Genomic DNA, 19,589 nt, shown 5'->3' with positions numbered 1-19,589 from the left:
GAGGTGACCCATGGCTGAAAATCAAAATAATAATGTAGAGTTTACCTCTAATAAAGATCAACATTTAAAACGTTCCTTAAAAGCGCGTCATATGAATATGATCGCTTTAGGTGGCGCTATCGGTACTGGCTTATTCGTTGCCGGTGGTGAAGTGGTAAGTACAGCGGGCCCTGGTGGTGCGCTTGTAGCTTATGGCCTAATCGGTATCATGGTGTACTTCCTCATGACATCTCTTGGGGAAATGGCTACATACTTGCCGATTCCTGGTTCCTTCGGGACCTATGCAAAACGCTATGTAGACCCTGCCTTTGGTTTTGCCTTAGGTTGGAACTATTGGTTTAACTGGGCTATTACATTGGCTGCTGAAGTATTGGCAGGGGCTCTTATCATGAAATACTGGTTCCCTGATGTGCCTGCCATCGTATGGTCTGCTCTGTTCTTGCTCGTTTTATTCGGCTTGAATTATTTGTCTACTCGTTCCTTTGGTGAAAGTGAATATGTATTCTCTAGCATCAAGGTTATTACTGTATTCGTATTCCTGTTCTGTGGCTTCATGCTAATCTTTGGCATTGGTGGCACATCTCCAGGATTTGCGAACTGGACAGTAGGGGAAGCGCCATTCGTAGGTGGTTGGGAATCAATTCTCGCTATCTTCATGGTAGCTGGTTTCTCCTTCCAAGGTACTGAGCTTATCGGCGTTGCTGCTGGTGAAGCAGAAGACCCTGAAAAGAATGTGCCAAAAGCAATTAATACAATCTTCTGGCGTATCTTATTGTTCTATATCGGTGCTTTCACAGTTATCGGTTTCTTAATTCCGTACACTGATCCAAATCTATTGAATTCTAGTGTAGAGAATGTATCTATTTCTCCATTCACACTCGTATTTGACCGCTTTGGTTTTGCCTTTGCTGCTAGCTTCATCAATGCTATCATCTTAACGGCAGTACTCAGTGCTGGTAACTCTGGTCTATATTCTTCTACGCGTATGCTCTACGCACTCGCTAAAGAAGGTCAAGCACCAAAAATTTTCGCTAAGCTTAATAGCCGTGGCGTTCCAGTGCCAGCGTTAATCTTAACAACAGCAATCGGTTTATTTGCGTTCCTTACAAGCTTCATCGGCGAAGGTACTGCATACACTTGGATTGTTAATATCTCCGGTCTTTGCGGCTTCATCGCATGGGTTGGTATCGCTGTTTCTCACTATCGTTTCCGCCGTGCCTTCATTGCACAAGGTAGAGATCTTAGTGAATTACCTTACAAAGCGTGGTTGTTTCCAATTGGTCCAATCTTGGCGTTCATTCTTTGTGTCATCATCATTGCTGGCCAAAACTACTCCGCTTTCACAGGCGATACAATCGACTGGTATGGCGTATCCGTTGCGTACATCGGCTTGCCAATCTTCTTCGCAGTGTACTTAGGTTACAAATACATCAAGAAAACAAAACTTGTTCCATTGAAAGAGGTTAACCTAGACCGCGATTTCGATAAATAATAACATAATTAGACCTGTTCATTATGAAATAGTGAACAGGTCTTTTTTATATAATATGTGATTGTATTTCGGTGAAAGCCTTGCTATAATTAATCAAAATATATTGTAGTCAATTAGAGAGGATACAATTATGATTATTACCACAACTATGCATATTGAAAATAAACCTGTACAAGAGTACAAGGGTATCGTATTTGGTGAAGTCGTAGAAGGCCGTAACTTTGTGAAAGATTTCATGTCTGGTATTCGCGACATCGTTGGTGGCCGTAGTGGCAGCTATGAAAACTCCTTAATGAATGCACGCCAAGCAGCCCTTGATGAAATGTCTCAACGGGCTTCTAAAATGGGTGCTAATGCTGTTATCGGCGTATCCTTCCAATACAGCACAGTAGGTGCAGAAAATGGTATGCTCATGGTTACATGCAATGGTACAGCCGTTGTAGTTTAATAGGTAATAAAAATCCCCCTAATAATAGTGTTAAAACTATATTAGGGGGAATTTTTTATTTTATCTTATACCATGTTGCATACATGACTGGTAGTACGATGAGTGTTAGAACAGTTGCCACTAGTAGGCCACCACTAAAGGCGATAGCAAGTGGGCTCCAGAATACAGATCCCATGAGAGGAATCATGCCTAAAATCGCTGCGATAGCGGTGAGCATGATAGGGCGGAAACGAAGTGTAGCGGAGTTAATAATCGCTTCACGTGGTTTTTGTCCTTCTGCCTTGTGGATTTCGATTTGGTCTAACAAGATAATGGAGTTACGAATGATCATACCCGAAAGGGCGATGATACCTAGAATAGCCATAAAGCCCAATGGCGTTCTCGTAATATTCAGAGCCAATACGACGCCGATTAATCCGAGAGGTGCTGTGAGCAAGGCCATAAACATGAGGGCGATACGCTTTAATTGGAACATGAGGATTGTCATGATCACAAAGAGCATAATCGGCATTGGTGTTAACAGATTTTGTACAGCTGTTACGCTCTTTTCTGCGGCTCCATCAAGTTCAATGGTATATCCTGTAGGCAAGGAATCACGAATGTCTTGTAAGGATTTATACACTTCTTTAGTTTTCGCATTGCCTAAGACGCCAGCATTTACATTAGCGTGAATGCTGATGGTTGGCATCATGTTGCGATGCCAGATGATACCATCCTCTTGAGTCATGGTGATGGTTGCAATTTGGCTAAGCGGTACGTAGGAACCATTGCCTGTTTGAATTGGTAAGGAGGATAGAGCACTTAAGTTGTGCTGTTCATTATCTCCTAAACGGAATGTAACAGGAATTGTTTGGTTACCTTCGTAGTATTCACCAGATTTTGTACCGGATAATAAACTTTGCAAGTGTAAGGACACGGCATAGCTATCGATACCAAGTAAACGAGCCTTATTAGGATCGATATGAATATTGGCTACTGGTTCCGTATCTGGCCAGTCAAAGGCTATGTTATGTAAATCCTTGTCGCCTTGCATCTTGTCTTTTACCTTGTTGGCAATTTCTTTTACTACCTTTTGATCAGGTCCAGAAACGCGGAGCATCACTGGATATTTAGATGGTGGGCCAATTTGTACAAATTGAGTATTTACAAGGGCAGATGGGAATTCTTCATTTAAGTATGGCGTCAATTCTGCATATAATTTATCTCGATCCTCTAAGGATTTAGTAACGATAACGTACTGCAAGAAATTGTTTCGTTGCAATTCCGGTTCCAAGGTGAGGACGAAACGAGGAGAACCTTGTCCGATGTAAGATGTAAAGGTTGAAATATGTTCGTTACCTTGTAAATGTTCGTCGATGATCTTCGCTTGATTTGCAGTATATTCGATGGACGAACTTTGAGGAAATTGCATGGATACTATGATTTCATTACGTGTTGATGATGGGAAAAATTCCTGTTTGATCAATGGTAGTGAAAGTAGGGATAACACAAAGGCACCTAAGGTGATGAGTAATACAACCTTATGATGGCCTAAAGCCCAATGTAATAGTTTTTCAAATTTATCATAGAATGTAACACTGAGCTTGTGCATGATACGGTCTCGTTTGTTCCATTCTGCTTCAGGTTTTGGAGCCTTATTTTCGATGATTTTATAACCGAGAACAGGGCTGACGAGAACAGAGGCGAACCAAGATAGGATGAGCGCCATAAATACAACGATGGATAGAGATTTTGTAAACTCTGCTACCATGCCTTCTGCGAGTGCTAATGGCAAGAAGCCTGCACAGGTAATGAGAGTACCTGATAGCATAGGGAACGCTGTCGATTGATAAGCAAAGGTTGCAGATCTAAAGTGTCCCCAACCTTCTTCGAGCTTAACGCTCATCATTTCTACAACGATGATGGCATCATCTACGAGGAGGCCTAGAGCTAGTATTAACGCACCTAGACTAACTTTGTGCAGATAAATGCCGCTTTCATACATCAAAATAAATGTAGTAGATACGACGACTGGAATAGTGAGGGCTACGACCACACCTGTACGCAAGCCAAGGGATGCAAAGCTTACGAGCAATACGATGGAGATGGCTTCAAATAAGGATTGTGAGAAGTCCCCAATGGATTCTTTAACAATATGTGGCTGGTTAGATACTTGATCGAGTTCAAGGCCTGCAGGGATGGTTTTCTTCAATTCTGCTAGCTTTTTATCGATAGCTTCACCAAATTCTATATTATTGCCACCTGCATCCATGGAGATGGCAATACCGATAGCCGGCTTGCCTTCATAGTAGAATTGAGGATCACTAGGGTCTTGGTAGGTCATGGTTACATCAGCCATGTCGCCAAGGCGCAAGGTTTGATTATTGATACGAATTGGCATATCTTGTACGGCTTGCGGACTATCGAATAGACCGTTCACGCGTAGATATACATTATTCGTATCCGTCGTAATCATACCAGCTGGAACCATCATACTTTGCTGTTTAATAGCCGTTAATAGCTGTTGTGTACTGATTTTATAGGATGCTAGTTTATCCTTATTAATCGTTACATTAAGGGTTTGTTGTTGAACCCCAATGAGGCTGATTTTCTTAACATTTGGAACAGATAAAAGCTGACGTTTTAAGTCTTCTGCTTGTTGTCGCTTTTCTTCATACGAGAATTCATCGCCGCTAATAGCGTAGATAATGCCGTATACATCATCGAATCTGTCGTTGATAGTCGGTCCTTGAACGCCTTGTGGTAATGACTTCCATTCGTCGTTGATCATGTTCCGCGCTTCTTCCCAAGCGGGACGTATTTTATCAGATGGTAGATTTTCTTTCAGATTAATATAAATAACTGATTTGCTGCCATCTGTGAAAGATTTTGTATAATCGACGCCAGGTAGGTCGCGCAGTTTTTCTTCTAATTTGTCCGTTACCTGATCCGACATTTCTTGAGGGGAAGCCCCCGGCCAAGCAACGCCCACAACCATAGTGCGCATCGTAAAGTCTGGGTCTTCCATACGTCCCATATGGTTGTATGAGAAGATACCAAAGGTGAGGAGCACAGCCATGAAGTAGTAGATAATGGACTTATGTTTGAGGGCCCATTCGGCTAAGTTAAATTGTTTCATTGACTCACCGCCGTCCCTTCTTGTAATTGTTGGGTACCTGCGGTGATGACAATGTCACCCTTAGCTAAACCAGATGTGACGATGACGGAGTTCTTACCAAATTCACCTGTCTTAATTGGCACGAGATGAGCTTTTTTGTCTCGAATGATATACACTGCATTATTGCCATTAGAGTCTTTTACAAGAGCCGTTAACGGAATGGAAATATTGGTGCTATCTGTAGTAGATAGATTAGCATTAATCGTCATGCCTAGCTGTACCTCTTTTGGAGGATTTTGTAAGGTAATTTTTACGGTATACGTTCTCGCTACAGGGTCAGGAACTGGTGAAATTTCACGGACCACGCCTTGCACGGTTACATCAGGTAGAGCCCAGAATGTAATAGTGGCAGGGCTTCCCACATGAACCTTGGTCAATTCTTGCTCAGGAAGGGCAATGACTGCTTCTGGGTCGCGACCAGCTGCTAAGGTGCCAACGTTTTGACCAGCAGCTACGACTTGGCCTGCTTCAATATTGAAAGCTGTAATAATACCTGTATCAGGGGCAGTCAAATTAGTATAGCTATTTTGATTGCTACTCAAATTGAAGCTAGCCTGTGCTTGTTGTAATTGAGCAGATGTGGCATTCAATTGGTTTTCTGCTTGGTCTAATTGCAACTTACTAATCGCTTGTTGCGCGTAGAGCTCGCGATATCGTTTAGCATTAGTTTCTGCTAATTCATAGGCCGATTGAGCAGCTTTCACAGCACCCTCAGCATTTTGTACTTGAGCTGATGTATCTGAACCATTAATTTGAGCAATTACTTGGCCTGCTTGCACCACATCACCGACATTGATAAATTTGTTGATGACGCGACCCCCAATTTGAAAGGCTAAGTTTGTTTCCGTTTTATTATGGATAGTGCCTGCATAGCCAGCACTAGTAGTACCAGATTCTTCACCGATGGTGATGGTGCGCACCTTGAGGCTCGTATCCTCAGATTGCTTTTCAGATCCGCAACCACTGATTATAGCAGTTCCTATTAAAAGGGCTCCTATGGTTGCTATGACTTTTTGATTCATAGAATCTCTCCTTTATACCACACATAAGCCCTATGACACAGAACTACACATGAGTAATCATAGGACGATATATTTTATGAAAGTAACTCTAATTTAGCCATTAGAGTTATGTTAGATAATAGCTCTATTAGATTTAATTATATATTTTATACAATTTAATAATACTATATTTATATGTAAACGGCTAGGGGGTATACAAAAAAGTGAGTCCTCCACTGGAGAACTCACTCTTTATAAATTTACAATGCTCATAAGTCTATGAGCTAGTAGGTATTATTCTTTTTCTTCTGTTTCTTGTACTACAATAGGTTCTTCATAGGTTACAAGAATTTTATCGATACGAGTATTATCCATATCTACCACTTCAAAGGTATAGCCATTCCATTTAGCTTTGTCTAATTCTTTTGGAATGCGACCAAAGAGAACGTTTAAGAGACCGCCCATTGTTTTGTACAAGTCTTTTTCTTCGCCTGGTAATTCTTCATCGATATGGAAGAATTCTTTGAATTCGTCTACGTCAAGAAGGCCATCTACAAGCCAGGAACCGTCTTCACGTTCGATGATTTTATTTTCTTCTTCCTTGATTTCTTCTTCACCGGAAGGCATGAGACCTACGATTTCTTCCATAATATCATGTAATGTTACAAGACCGCTAAAACCGCCATACTCGTCGAGAACGATCGTTTCATGGACGCCTTCTGTACGGAGTACATTCAACAATTTCATGAGTGTAATGGATTCTGGAATGAGTAATGGTTCTTTCAAACAAGATTCAATAATATCATGAATAGAGCGTTCGCTAGGACGTTGCATAATTTGAACTAATACGTCAGATACGGTAATGAGACCTTTTAATTCATCTAAGGAATCGGTACCTACAGGGATGCGGTAATGGTTGGCATTTTTGAGGACTTCCATAATTTCGTCCTCTGTGCCATTAAGGTCGATCCATTTAAGCTGTGTACGAGGTGTCATGATGTCACCAGCGTTCATATCTGCTAGGTGGAAGATATTTTCCACGAGGATAGGTTCCTCTTCTTCATACGCACCCATGGCAACGCCTTCGGTGAGCATCTTGTTAATTTCAGACTCTGTAACAGGAGCCTCTTCTTTCACAGTCACGCCTAGTAATTTTAAGAGGAATTCTGTGGAAACGCCGAGGAAGCTAACGATAGGTTTCAATGCTACAGACAACCAATAAATCGGTTTTGCTACTACTACGGCGATGCTTTCAGGACTATTTAAAGCCAATCGTTTTGGCACGAGTTCGCCAATAACGAGGGATAAATAGGTGATGATAGCAACGATGAGTAAGGAGCTAATGGATGCTGCATAGGGCTCAATACTTGGAATATTAGCTACTAAAATCTCTTCTAATGGACCAGAGAAGGTCGCACCAGAATATAAACCAGTTAAAATACCAACGAGAGTAATACCAATTTGAATAGTAGAAAACATATTATTTGGATTCTCTGCTAATTCAAAGGCTTTTTTAGCACGCTCATTGCCTGCCTCTGCCATTTCTTCGAGTTTACGTTTTTTAGCATTGACGATGGCCAATTCCGTCATAGAAAATAAGCCGTTTGCTATGATTAATACGACGATAATTATAAAATCTAAGGTCAGATCACTGTCCATGTAAATAGATACTCCTTTTTATATAATTCTGCACATGAGAATATTAAAATATTACTCTTTAGTATACCATATTGGCATCGATACGTGTTTAAATACAACAAAAGCACCTATTATAGGTGCTTTTGTTGTGTCACTACATCTGCAAGTGGCTAGATAGATACTTTCGCCAGTAACTAGCACAGAAAAGCAAGGCGGCAACCCTATTTTCTGTTTGGATTCATTAAAATGTTAGAACTATTGATTTCCTTAATTAATATAATATATGACTGCCTTTAATTTGTAAATATGACTCTAATAAGGGTATAGTATATATATCAACTTTAGTATTGAAATAGGTCATACAATTGGTAACTCATGATGGGATTAGATATATGACAAGTGAACAGGAATGGGAACAGGTTTTACAAATAAAAACAGCAGGCCGCGATGATAGTCGGTCTGATACGGAGCATCATCCTTACGAGCCGACGGATTATTGTGTGCTAGAGCGCTTGGCAAATAGCGGTCATATTCGCAAGAAAAATACGCTCATCGATTATGGCAGTGGCAAGGGCCGTGTTAGCATTTTTATGGCGTACCAAACGGGTTGTCACTCCATTGGTATTGAATACGATGAACGACTCTATGAAAGGGCTCTTATCAATGGTGAAAGCCCAGCTGCTCGCAACCGTGTGAGCTTTGTGCATGGTGATGCGGCGCTCTATGAATTACCCGACCAAGCAGATCGTTGTTTCTTCTTTAATCCCTTTGCGCTCCATACGATTAAGCGTGTTCTAGGAAATATCTTTGATTCCCTGTATCATCATCCGCGGGAGATTAAACTATTTTTCTACTACGTCAACGAAGAGGTAGAAAACTTCTTGAATAATCATGTCCGTTTAGAACAGGAAGAACCCATTGATTGTAGTGATCTCTTTGAAGAGCGTGATATAAAAGAACGAATTTTAGTGTATTCCGTTAACTTGTTTTAGTATATTCTGTCAGATTATTTTAATGTTTTAATTTCATTTATTTTAGTATGTAAAAAGCATGTAAGAAACCTCAATGTTGAAGGCTTGTTTTAGTGGTTCTAAATTTGTACGACTAGGATATCATTCAAATTGAGGTTTTATTCTATTTTTAAGGAACTTTCACCTAGATTATTAAGGAAAAAGCAGATAAATTCTGATATAATAATATATTAGAGATTATAAAATCAAATTATTTTTTATGGTTCTATACATTGATTCGTATGCACTAAGTTAGTGGATAGGGCTGAGTGTATTGAAGACTGGAGGTACCCGTGGAAATCATCGATACAGCATTGATTGAACGTATTCGCAAGGCCTTAATTAAACGTTATGATCGAGATCAACAGATCCAACAAATGATAGAAGAAATCGGTGCCGAAGAGGGACTCAATGAGTCAGAATTGGCTATCGTTTACCAAGCTTATTTAGAGGTTAAGGAACGCGTATACTATACATCCTCTCTCGTTGATTTATGGAATCAAATTGAAGAGGTTCAAAAACGGATGTCCATGTTGCATACCTATGATTCTCTTGAAGAGGATTTATTTGGCAATGTGTTAGGCGACGATCAAGAGGATATCATCATTGCTGATAAATCGTATCTTGGTAAGGGTGCTAGTCATAATAACGATGTGTACGCTATGGAGCAGGTCCAATTATCCGATATTCCTGCACAGCATGATTCTACAGTGGGCATGAACCATATTAAATTGAATGAATTACATTCTATGGGTGGTCTTTTTACAGGTTCTGGTGAAAGCTCCAAACATGAGATGTCTGACCTTGATGAAGCACTTGTGGAGCATATGGATGTCAATCCATTAGATGGCGTTGAAGGTTTAGAAGTTCATCACTTGGATGAAGACAATAAACATAAATCCTCAAATGATGAATTCGATGATGATATGGATGAGGACGAAGATGATTTATCCGCTATTGATCCATATACAGCGGTAAATGCTTTGTTATTCGGCAAAGCTGGCTTGGATTCAGATAAAGTTAATAAGAAGATGGAAAAGCTTCTTAAAAAGCAATTGAAACGCGTAGATGATGAATGGGCGCGTATCAATGGCTCTGACGTAAAGAAATCCAAGGACGAAAAGAAATCTAGAGAAGATAAGAAATCTAAGGGTGACAAGACATCCAAAGAGGATAAAAAGTCCAAAGATGATAAAAAGTCTAAGGAAGATAAAAAGGACAAAAAACATAAAAAGTCTAAGGAAGACAAACATTCCAAATCCGAAGATAAGTTAAAGAAAAAGAAAGACAAGGCTGAAAAGAAGCTTAAGGTCTTAAATGACAAGTTAAAAACCGTCTTTTTAGGCGATACTTTCAAGAAAAAAGATAAGAAGAAAGACAAGAAAAAGGATAAAAAGTCCGAAAAGGATATATCCGAAAAAAAGCAAAAACGATAGTTTCTGTATGGAATAGTAAGGCCTCTGAACAGAGGGTCAAGGAGAGTACTAGTGCTAAGAAATCGGCAAATGCTGGAACTATCGACCGCGGATGCGGTAAATGCAAGCGATGTAAGGGACCTAAATGTAAGAAATATCCAACATAATTGCAGTTAGGTAGTATAGAGTAGTTACGTTATATGAGAACAGTAGGGATTAATGATGAACCGATGGCAACGATTATTTGAAGGCATAAAGACAGATATTAAGGTATTTATCTTTTTCTCTGCCTTGTTGACTGCATTTAGAATCGTGTTTCTTGCAGTATTTCAATCACAACTAGCTTCTGTGACGATGGAGAATATCCTTACGTCCTTATGGCTAGGCTTTAGATTGAGTCTCAAGACCGTTGGTTCTTTGTGTTTACTAGGCTTTTTAGGAGGCACATTGGTACATACCTTTGTACCTAAATGGCCATCTTTACGCATTAAACAGGTTGTATATTCTATAGCGACTGTACTGTTGACCTTCCTATTCTTAGGCCGTATTCCGTTCTACAAAATATTCAATTCCTCTTATAATGCGATGCTTATTAATGGTAAAAACGATGATATCGGTGCCATTATTAATACAGCCATCAATGAATATAATGCGTTGATGTACATCGTAGGCGCTGTTGTGTTGAGTGCAGCCCTTTGCTGGTTCCTCGTTCGTTTCTTGGCGTGGGGTACAAAAAAATATAGCGATTACGCTAATACTCAACTAGTTTGTACTATGTGGTATCCTAAGACGAAGAAAACGCAATGGATCACAGGCATTGGATTGACTGTAGTTATCGGCGTACTTGGACTATTCTTTAGATTTGGTGGTGCTTTTAACTATACAAATTCCATCAACTGGGAAAGTGCGGCGCGCCTCAGTTCTAATCTATTAAACGAAACCATCCTTGATGATGTGCAGGCTCTTTATCGTGTTAAAAGCATCGCAAAGCGTGCAGATGAGCTTGAGGTCATCAATTTAACACCTCAAGAATTGAGTGAAAAAATTAGTGCTATCGGCGGTAAGTTTAATGGTAAGGATTTTGATGGTTCTTTCACAAGAACGATTACAACTCAACGTTTAGCAGAGCAACCGCAATCTATTAACATCGTTCTCGGTGAATCCTATGGTTTGTGGCCATTCCTCGCTGAATACAACGAACCTGGTGCGTACCTCGTTGAACAAGGTCGCAAATATGCTGCTAGCCCTCAAGCGATGAGTACACAGCTAGCCCTTGCCCAAGGTACAGGCACGATGCCTGCTATCAATGGTTTACTCACAGGTATGCCTGACACAGGTCTATATCCTAATTACGAAGGTGAAAGTTTCAAACAACCGTATGGCTTAGGAATTGGTTCTGTTATGAAAAAGCTAGGCTACAAAACAGTATTCTGGTACGGCGGCTTTAGTACATGGCAAAATGTTAAGAACTTTGTTCTATCTCAAGGCTTTGATGAATTCCATGATGCGTCTGAAATGCCAAGCGAAGAAGGCAATGCATGGGGTGTAGCGGATAAGGATATGTTTAAAGCCATTTCCGCTTATATGGATCAACATAGAGGGGAAAAAATCCTTAATGTTATTATGACCACATCTAATCATCCTCCATATAGCGTTAATGTCGCTAAAGAAGGCTATGATGTGAACAAGGTAAAAGGCCATTTACCTGATTCAATTGCAGAAAATGACAAGCAATTGAACGAAATGGGTCATATTTGGTATGCAGACCATGTGATGGGCGAGTTTATCGCTAGTGAAGAAAAAGCAGATTCATCAGCGCTCTTCGTTATCACTGGGGACCATAGCGAACGATTTACCTTTGCTCGTGAAGTAAGTCCTAATGTGGCGTCTACGATTCCGATTATCTTCTACGGTCGCGGTATCCATAAAGACTGGCTCGCTCCAAACGCTTTTGGCATGAGCATTCAAATCATTCCAACCTTGGCAGAACTAGCGGGGCGACCTGGTCAAACTTATGAAGCGATGGTACCAAGTCTATTTACACAAGAGGAGTTTGTCTTTAACCATAGACTCTATCTAGATAAAAATGGAAAACTTATGGAACAAGGCACAAACATACCTCAAGCCTATGGTAAGGTAATTAAAGACATGCGCGAACTTGCGGCATGGCGTATTAAACATGGGGACCTTATCCAATAGGGAATATTTTAATTTATATCATTAATGGAATGAATTCCATATTGTCAGGGAGTATATAGGGTTTGTTTACTTACAAAACTTACAAAAGGAACGATCATGGGTGAACAATTTTTCTTATCCCTCCAACAAAATATTAAACTATTCCTCTGGATGCCTATACTCTGTGCCATCTTTAGAGCCATCTTTATCGCAGTGTACCATCCGTACGAATCGCTAAAGGGCAAGGGACACATCATTCGTACCTGCTTTACCTTTGGATTTTGGTGGGGTATGGATATCAATGCCTATCAGCTGTTGATTCTACTTGTACTAGGTACGTTGCCGTTCTTGGCCTTTCCAGATTACTACATGACAGCAGCCATCGTTTTAAATACGGTGTTGAGCTGCATTATCTATGCTGCCTTTGCTGGCAAGATGCAGTTCTATAAGCACTTTAATGACACCTACAACTACATGTTACACTATGGTAAGCATGCGGATAAGAAAAACCTTATCGATATTTTCTTCAATCAAGACAAGGGTTGGTGGGTGCTCGCCGGATTCATTCCTGTGGCGGCCATTAGCTATGGTGCTAGCACATTGTTGTCTGCGATTCCGTCCATTCCATATCCTCATTTTGAAAGCAATATCGCAGCCGGCGCGAGTGCCTTTGGATTCTTGGCTCTCTATGTGGTGATTTACTACTGGCTTCACTATGGTGGTACCTTGAATCACCGCAATAAACCGGAATGGGATGTGGTGCCAACAATCGTTAAGGAGGATATCTTCTTTGCGAAGGCCACCATCGACGATTTAGAGGCTCTCAAATTGGTTCGTAAAACGCCGTTGACGGCGACCCAAATGAAATCGGATGAGGAACTCGTAGAAGATGTGAATCATCTCATGCCGTGCAGCGATTGGCAAACATTGGACAATCCATTATATGCCTTTAAACGCGTGGCGGCTGGTGCTCGCATTACTAAACCTAAGCATATCTTTTTGATTGTTGGTGAAAGCATCCCTCAGTGGTCCATGGATCCGTTGTATATGAACTTTAATATCTGCCCTGGACTACGTCATTTTGCAGCCGATACACATACGGCTCGTGTACCTAATTTCTTGCCAGCTGGTAATGTGTCGCGCCCTTCGATTTCAAGTCTTATGAGCAGTATCTACGATAGCGGCATGGAATTGAATGAAAAGGAAATGTTCTGGAACAATACATTGCCTACGGCTCTAGCAGCGCAGATAAAACGATTAGGATATAAAACCATTTATTGGTATGGTGGTAACTCATCGAGTGGTAACTTTACGAAATACGGCAAGGCCCAAGGGTTTGACCGCATTGAAAATGCTACCGAATTCTGTGGACCGAAAGCACCACAAACATGGCTTGGCGTATATGATCACGTATTCCTCGAAGAGGCGGCAAAGCGCATTGTAAATATGGATGAACCCACATTCCATTTTGTGTATACTACGACTAATCATGGTCCCTATAAATTGGAAGATAAGTACCTTGATTTTGATGCCCATCGTGATTTGCCTGGCGTTGGCGATGATATTTTGAATCGCAAGGATGGTAATAAGGGATTAGCAACCTACAAATATTGCGATAAGGCTATCTTTGATTTTGTTGACGCTATGAAAGCGAAGTTCCCAGATAGTTTGTTCATCGTAACGGGTGACCATTCCAATCTATTTGGTCAGTTTAATAATACATCCTTCTTGCATCGGGATTACACGATGCGTGAAATTCGCAATACCGTGTTTTACATGCAACATCCTGAGCTTTCACAAACATCATTACCTGCATCTATCGGCACGCATCTAAGTATTATGCCAACCATCATAGAGGCCATTGCGCCTAAAGGGTTCGAATATTATACAGCAGTGCCATCCGCATTCGATGAACAACCAGATGTGCATGTAACGCCATACCAATGGATTACAAGTGACATGTTAGGGGATGTGCTCGGCGACTACGGACAATACCAAACATACACGGCGGAACCATCCGAATACATCCGCCCAATCGACAATCACGCACAGGACGCGGAATATTGGCGCTCCTTATCGGCGTGGATGATGAAATTTTATGCTAATGTACAATAGGGGAGACATACATGGCAACACTAACGGTCATTATTTTGGCTAAAAATGAAGAACAACATATGAAAGACTGTATCGCATCTGCACAATTCGCTGACGAGGTGCTTCTTATCGATGACGGCAGCACGGATAAAACGGTAGAGATTGCTGAATCTATGGGGGCTCGTGTCGTACATCACGCTATGAACGGCGATTGGTCCCAACAACGACGCTTTGCCGTTGAAGAGGCTCGGTCTGAATGGATCTTCTTCCTTGATGCGGATGAACGCATTTCGCTAGAATTGCAACGAGAAGTACAAGAGGTACTGGCCAAAGATGAGAAAAAAGCATACTGGATTGAACGGTCCAATGTGTTTCATCACAACAAGGCTACTCATGGCGTGTTGCGTCCCGATTATGTGTTGCGATTTATGCCAAAAGAAGGCACGAATATAGAAGGTTTTGTACACGAAACCATATCTAGCACCTATCCTGAGGCTAAATTACATGGCAAAATGTACCATTATACCTATGATAATTGGCATCAGTACTTCAATAAATTCAACAATTACACGACATTAGCAGCTAAGAAATATAAGGAAAATGGAAAATCTTGTTCCTTTGTAAAGGATATTCTTATCCGTCCAAGCTGGGCTTTTTTCAAGGTGTACATTTTAGATAGAGGTTTTTTAGATGGAAAAATGGGATTTATCCTATCTGTGAATCACTATTTCTACACCATGATTAAGTATGTAAAACTATACTATTTATTGAAATCTAATGGAAAACTATAATTTCTGAATACAGACGAGTGTGAGTATGAGAAAGGAAGGACCACAATGCGCGTAGCCATTTTGGAAAGTATCATTATGCCTGCCGGTCATGAGGTGGAATTTGACCGTATGATCATCAATGAATTAAAACGCCAAGGTCATGAACCGGTATTGATGGTACCGGAGAACTTTACCTTTAAGGTTGATTATGGCGTTGAGGTTATCTATCTTGAGGGCGGAGAGGTAGTGACCTATGCAGGTGCATCGAAATGGAAAAAGCCGTTCTTGTCTCTATTACGCGAACGCCGTCGTCGTGCATGGTTTACTTCGGCTGCTAAAAAATTAGAGGAACACAACTGTGATGCATTGATTATTCCAACCTCTACGTATCGCTATATAAAAGCGCTATTGGATACGCCTCTAAAAAACGCAAAGGTACCAGTTCATTTTATTTTCCATGGCATTGGTAAGGGTGAAAACGTACGATTCTTGAAACAAGCAGAACGTGCCAATCGATATCCTAATATATACCTAGATGTTATCACCTTGCGCGACGATATGCTGCGTAGTGATCTACCGCGCGTACGTCCTATCTTACCTCCTGTGTTTACGCCATCCACAGGCGAAATGCCAACCTTCTCTACACATACGCCACTTCGTCTTGGCTTTTTCGGTCAATTCCGGAAGGAAAAAAATATTATCCCTCTATTGGATGCTTTCAAAACGGCCACCTTTACAGGTCCCGTGGAATTGTTGGTACAAGGGGCAACGGCTAAACCTGAGGACGGCGAACTATTTGATGCCATCGCTGAAGAATATAAGGACGTGCCAGGACTTTCATTTTTACATGCGAACCTCATTGGACCCGATTGGGACAAGGCTTTACTCAATGTAGATGCCATCTTGATGCCATATGGTGCTGAACGCTATCGCTATCACTGGAGCGCTATGCTCTACACGGCTATCGGGTTTTATAAACCAGCCTTGGTATCGCCTGAAATCAACCCTGAGGTGCTTCGCGATTACCATGTTGGTGAAAGCTTAGATATATCATCAGTAGATACGATTCGCGCTGGATTAGAACAATTCGTAAACAAAATGATTGAACATCCAGACATATATGAGGCAGGTTTGGTACAAGCCAATGAAGACTTTGGACATAAACGGATGATGGATTCGATTATTAATGTATAGAACAACTAAGGAGAGTGTATGTTTCAATATATAAAGGACCAATGGGCTAATGGTCGAGCTATTTATGGGAAAAAATCGTGGCGTGAAACACGTCGCGTAATCTTGCATTTCTTGCGAACTGTAGGCCACAAACAAGAGATGATGGAATACAAGGCTTTTTTTGAAAGCTACGCACCAGATCAACATATTTTAGATAAACAAGAAGGCCTGTATGAGTTGATGAGCCGTATTTTCTTGTTTAAAGAATCTACTTTACGTGAACGCATTGATGCGGTAAAGAATCACTTTACAGCTTTAGAAGACGTATTTACGCCAGAGACTATCGAAATGCTATACAATCCGGATGAACTAAAACTAGAAGGATTAAAACAAGGTATTCTACTATGGGAAGATACCGACTTAAACATGACCGCACACCTTAACTTTATGACCGGTCAACGTAAGGAAGGTTTATTTACCATTCTGTTACAACTAGGAGACCAAGGTGTATACCATGCGAATATCCGCCTCGGCAAAGGTCTAGAAGGGGAACCAGCATTGTGGATTGGCACCATCCAAGGGTATAAAGATGGCCTCGATAATGCGAAACATATTACAAAGAAAATGTTTGGCTATCGTCCAAAAAACTTTATCGTATTTTTGATTCGGGAACTCGCTAAATACTGTAAAGTTCAATCCATGTATGCTGTATCTGACGAAGGTTTCTACGCCAATACACACATGGTGCGCGGCCATAAGGCAAAAGTAGCTGAACTCGATCCATTATGGGAAGACATTGGCGGTACAGTTACACAAGATCCACGATTCTTTACAATTCCATTGGACGAATATAGAAAACCGATTGAAGAAATCAAATCACAAAAACGTAGCCAATATCGAAAGAGATATGAGTTATTGGATCAGTACGAAGAACAAATTCGAGAAAATTTACAATCGTATTTAAAATAGAATATTGGGATGTATAAAACTTCTACTATTAAATGCAATTTATTTTATAGTAGAAGTTTTTTTATGGGATTAAAATCCAAGTGATTATATACATTTTAATAAATAAATAAAGTATGAGTTTATGCGTAATTAAAGGTCTATATATGCTATAATAAATGTAACTATTACAGTCAGTAAGCACCTTTTGAGTAGTTATATATAATGGGGATTGATAATGAATATTTTACTAGTAAATACAACTAAGATGGTTGGAGATACGGGTGGATTAGCAAAAGTAACGAGCGCTTTTGCTAATGAAATGCACAAACGAGGACATCAAGTATCAGTTATTTATGCTGATGAACGTAGTGGTGATTTTTTCTTTCCTATAGATGAGGATATAAAGTGTTATGACGTACGACTACAGGATGGAAAACGAATCAAATATCCTCTTTCATTACGATTAAAACGTGAGTTTTATCGATTATTTAGTAAACAAAAAGCACGTACTGTAAATAACGATTTTTTTTATAAATATATTTGTCCTTATATGGGAAAGATAATAAAAGGTATTCAGCCAGATATTATTGTTTCATTCACGCCAGGTACTTCTAAAAGCCTAATTATTGATTTAAATATACAGGATAATGTACCTATTATTACTATGAGTCATGGTAATCCAGAAGATTATTTTGATTTTTATCCTGTTTTGTCTTTAGAAGCTGTAAAGCAATCTGATGTAAATCAAGTGCTATTACCATCATTTAAAAAAGTATTAGAAGGACATCTTCCTAATAATAAAATTGTGGTTATAGGAAATGTAGTACCACAATTTAATAATCAAGTAGACTTAACAAAACCAAAAGATGTACATAAAATCTTATTTATAGGTCGTTTGGCAAAGGGACATAAGCGACCTCACTTATTAATTGAAGCTTTTTCTAAAGTGGCAGATCAATTTCCAAATTGGATTGTTGAACTGTGGGGAGCTGATGAAAATAAAGCCTATAAAGCACAATTAGAATTGATGATAAAACAGGCAAATTTATCAGATAGGATTTTATTTAAAGGTATTACTAAGGATGTGGAATCTGTTTTATCAACAGGGGATATATATGCCATGATGAGTGCATCAGAAGGTTTTGGTTTATCTATGGCTGAAGCGATGGCTAAAGGGTTACCGGTGATAGCTTGTGATACATGGCTTGGTGTATCAGATATGGTACAAGATGGATATAATGGAATCTTAGTAAAAGATAATCCTACAGATATAGCACTAGGTTTAGAAAAGCTTATGGGGAATTCTGAATTATGTTCTGCATTGGGAAGACAAGCAGTAGATTCGATGAAACGATTTGCACCGGATATTATATGGTCTCAATGGGAAGAGCTATTATTCAGTATGATAAAAAAATAGGAGTTGCTTAGTATAATGAATGAACCAATAAAGGGGAAAGAACTCAAATCTGTATTATTGAAAACTTTATTACGATTTAATGAGTTTTGTATAAAGAATAATATTAAATATACGATTGCTTATGGAACAGCATTGGGGGCTATTCGACATAAAGGCTTTATCCCTTGGGACGATGATATTGATGTTATTATGATGCGCCCAGAATATGAAAAATTTGAAAAAGCTTGGAAACAATATATATTAAATAGTACAGATCGTTATAAACTATGGCCTGAAATGGATGAAGAGAATTACTTTATGGCATTTTGTGCTAAGTTTTTTGATACGGAAACTGTTTTATATGAACATTTTTCAAAGGGAAAAGTAGTTGAATATGGTGTGTATATTGATATTTTTATATTAGATCATATTCCTGTTGAAAAAAATGAACAACGTAAATTATTTATGGATGTTAGATTTTATTGGAAATGGATTCAACACTTTCAACGGCACTTTAAAAAGTGGAATAAATTCGTACGTAAATACCACTTACCTTTACCTAATTTAGATATGATGGCAAGATTATTAATGAAGTGTAAGGATAAATATAATAAACAATGCACATCATTAGTATCATTAACTCAGGATTATCAAAAGAAAATTGATTTTAATAAGTCTATTTATGAATATGATTGGTTTAAAGAATTTATAGAAGTAGAGTTTGAAAATAATAAATTACCGATTATTAAAGCGTATGATGATATGCTAAAACAAACATACGGTGATTATATGAAGTTACCACCAAAGGAACAACAGATAGGACATAATGTTGAAGCATATTGGAAGTAATATTATACATTCGTTATAAA

At 39.5% G+C, this 19,589-nt stretch carries 14 protein-coding genes; 11 read left to right on the top strand and 3 right to left on the bottom strand.

The window, feature by feature from the left end; translation table 11 throughout:
• Positions 1-10: 10 nt before the first annotated feature.
• Positions 11-1,492 carry an amino acid permease gene (locus LKD20_RS02820; protein WP_105089997.1) on the top strand — a complete coding sequence of 494 codons (1,482 nt, stop codon included), beginning with the start codon at positions 11-13 and terminating at the stop codon, positions 1,490-1,492.
• A gap of 130 nt (positions 1,493-1,622) precedes the next feature.
• Positions 1,623-1,940: a YbjQ family protein gene (locus LKD20_RS02815; RefSeq protein WP_005384805.1), complete on the top strand. Its 318-nt coding sequence runs from the start codon at positions 1,623-1,625 to the stop codon at positions 1,938-1,940.
• Positions 1,941-1,995: 55 nt separating this feature from the next.
• On the opposite strand, the gene LKD20_RS02810 is transcribed toward LKD20_RS02815, so the two are convergent.
• The 3 genes from LKD20_RS02810 to LKD20_RS02800 all read right to left on the bottom strand — a co-directional run bounded on the left by LKD20_RS02810 (position 1,996) and on the right by LKD20_RS02800 (position 7,757).
• Positions 1,996-5,058, bottom strand: a complete 3,063-nt coding sequence (locus LKD20_RS02810) for an efflux RND transporter permease subunit (protein WP_227720845.1) — start codon at positions 5,056-5,058, stop codon at positions 1,996-1,998.
• Complete coding sequence (locus tag LKD20_RS02805; protein WP_227720844.1) at positions 5,055-6,119, bottom strand: efflux RND transporter periplasmic adaptor subunit; 1,065 nt, start codon at positions 6,117-6,119, stop codon at positions 5,055-5,057. Before LKD20_RS02805 ends, LKD20_RS02810 begins: the two co-directional genes overlap by 4 nt.
• A gap of 273 nt (positions 6,120-6,392) precedes the next feature.
• Entirely contained in the window at positions 6,393-7,757 is a 1,365-nt protein-coding gene (locus LKD20_RS02800) for a hemolysin family protein (protein WP_227720843.1), read from the bottom strand.
• Between the two features lie 371 nt (positions 7,758-8,128).
• On the opposite strand from LKD20_RS02800, the gene LKD20_RS02795 reads away from it, so the two are divergent.
• The 9 genes from LKD20_RS02795 to LKD20_RS02755 all read left to right on the top strand — a co-directional run bounded on the left by LKD20_RS02795 (position 8,129) and on the right by LKD20_RS02755 (position 19,569).
• Positions 8,129-8,728 carry a class I SAM-dependent methyltransferase gene (locus tag LKD20_RS02795; protein WP_005384801.1) on the top strand — a complete coding sequence of 200 codons (600 nt, stop codon included), beginning with the start codon at positions 8,129-8,131 and terminating at the stop codon, positions 8,726-8,728.
• Positions 8,729-9,039: 311 nt separating this feature from the next.
• Complete coding sequence (locus tag LKD20_RS02790; RefSeq protein ID WP_227720842.1) at positions 9,040-10,182, top strand: transcriptional regulator; 1,143 nt, start codon at positions 9,040-9,042, stop codon at positions 10,180-10,182.
• Between the two features lie 198 nt (positions 10,183-10,380).
• Positions 10,381-12,360 (top strand): LTA synthase family protein, encoded by a 1,980-nt coding sequence (locus LKD20_RS02785; protein WP_227720841.1) that lies wholly within the window; start codon positions 10,381-10,383, stop codon positions 12,358-12,360.
• Positions 12,361-12,456: 96 nt separating this feature from the next.
• A complete protein-coding gene (locus tag LKD20_RS02780; RefSeq protein WP_227720840.1) occupies positions 12,457-14,454 on the top strand; it encodes an LTA synthase family protein in 1,998 nt (665 codons plus the stop codon).
• 11 nt (positions 14,455-14,465) lie between these two features.
• On the top strand, positions 14,466-15,224 hold the full coding sequence (locus LKD20_RS02775) for a glycosyltransferase family 2 protein (RefSeq protein WP_227720839.1): 759 nt from the start codon (positions 14,466-14,468) through the stop codon (positions 15,222-15,224).
• Between the two features lie 45 nt (positions 15,225-15,269).
• Complete coding sequence (locus tag LKD20_RS02770) at positions 15,270-16,397, top strand: glycosyltransferase family protein (protein ID WP_227720838.1); 1,128 nt, start codon at positions 15,270-15,272, stop codon at positions 16,395-16,397.
• Positions 16,398-16,415: 18 nt separating this feature from the next.
• Positions 16,416-17,345 (top strand): VirK/YbjX family protein, encoded by a 930-nt coding sequence (locus LKD20_RS02765; RefSeq protein WP_227720837.1) that lies wholly within the window; start codon positions 16,416-16,418, stop codon positions 17,343-17,345.
• A 214-nt stretch (positions 17,346-17,559) separates the two neighbouring features.
• Positions 17,560-18,741 (top strand): glycosyltransferase, encoded by a 1,182-nt coding sequence (locus tag LKD20_RS02760; protein ID WP_227720836.1) that lies wholly within the window; start codon positions 17,560-17,562, stop codon positions 18,739-18,741.
• A gap of 15 nt (positions 18,742-18,756) precedes the next feature.
• Positions 18,757-19,569: a LicD family protein gene (locus tag LKD20_RS02755; protein WP_227720835.1), complete on the top strand. Its 813-nt coding sequence runs from the start codon at positions 18,757-18,759 to the stop codon at positions 19,567-19,569.
• The last annotated feature ends 20 nt before the right edge of the window (positions 19,570-19,589 follow it).

It is taken from the genome of Veillonella fallax, from assembly GCF_020687175.1.
GTDB classification, from domain to species: domain Bacteria; phylum Bacillota; class Negativicutes; order Veillonellales; family Veillonellaceae; genus Veillonella; species Veillonella fallax.
Note: the sequence above shows the minus strand (reverse complement) of the source record. Positions and strands in the feature narration are given on the sequence as shown.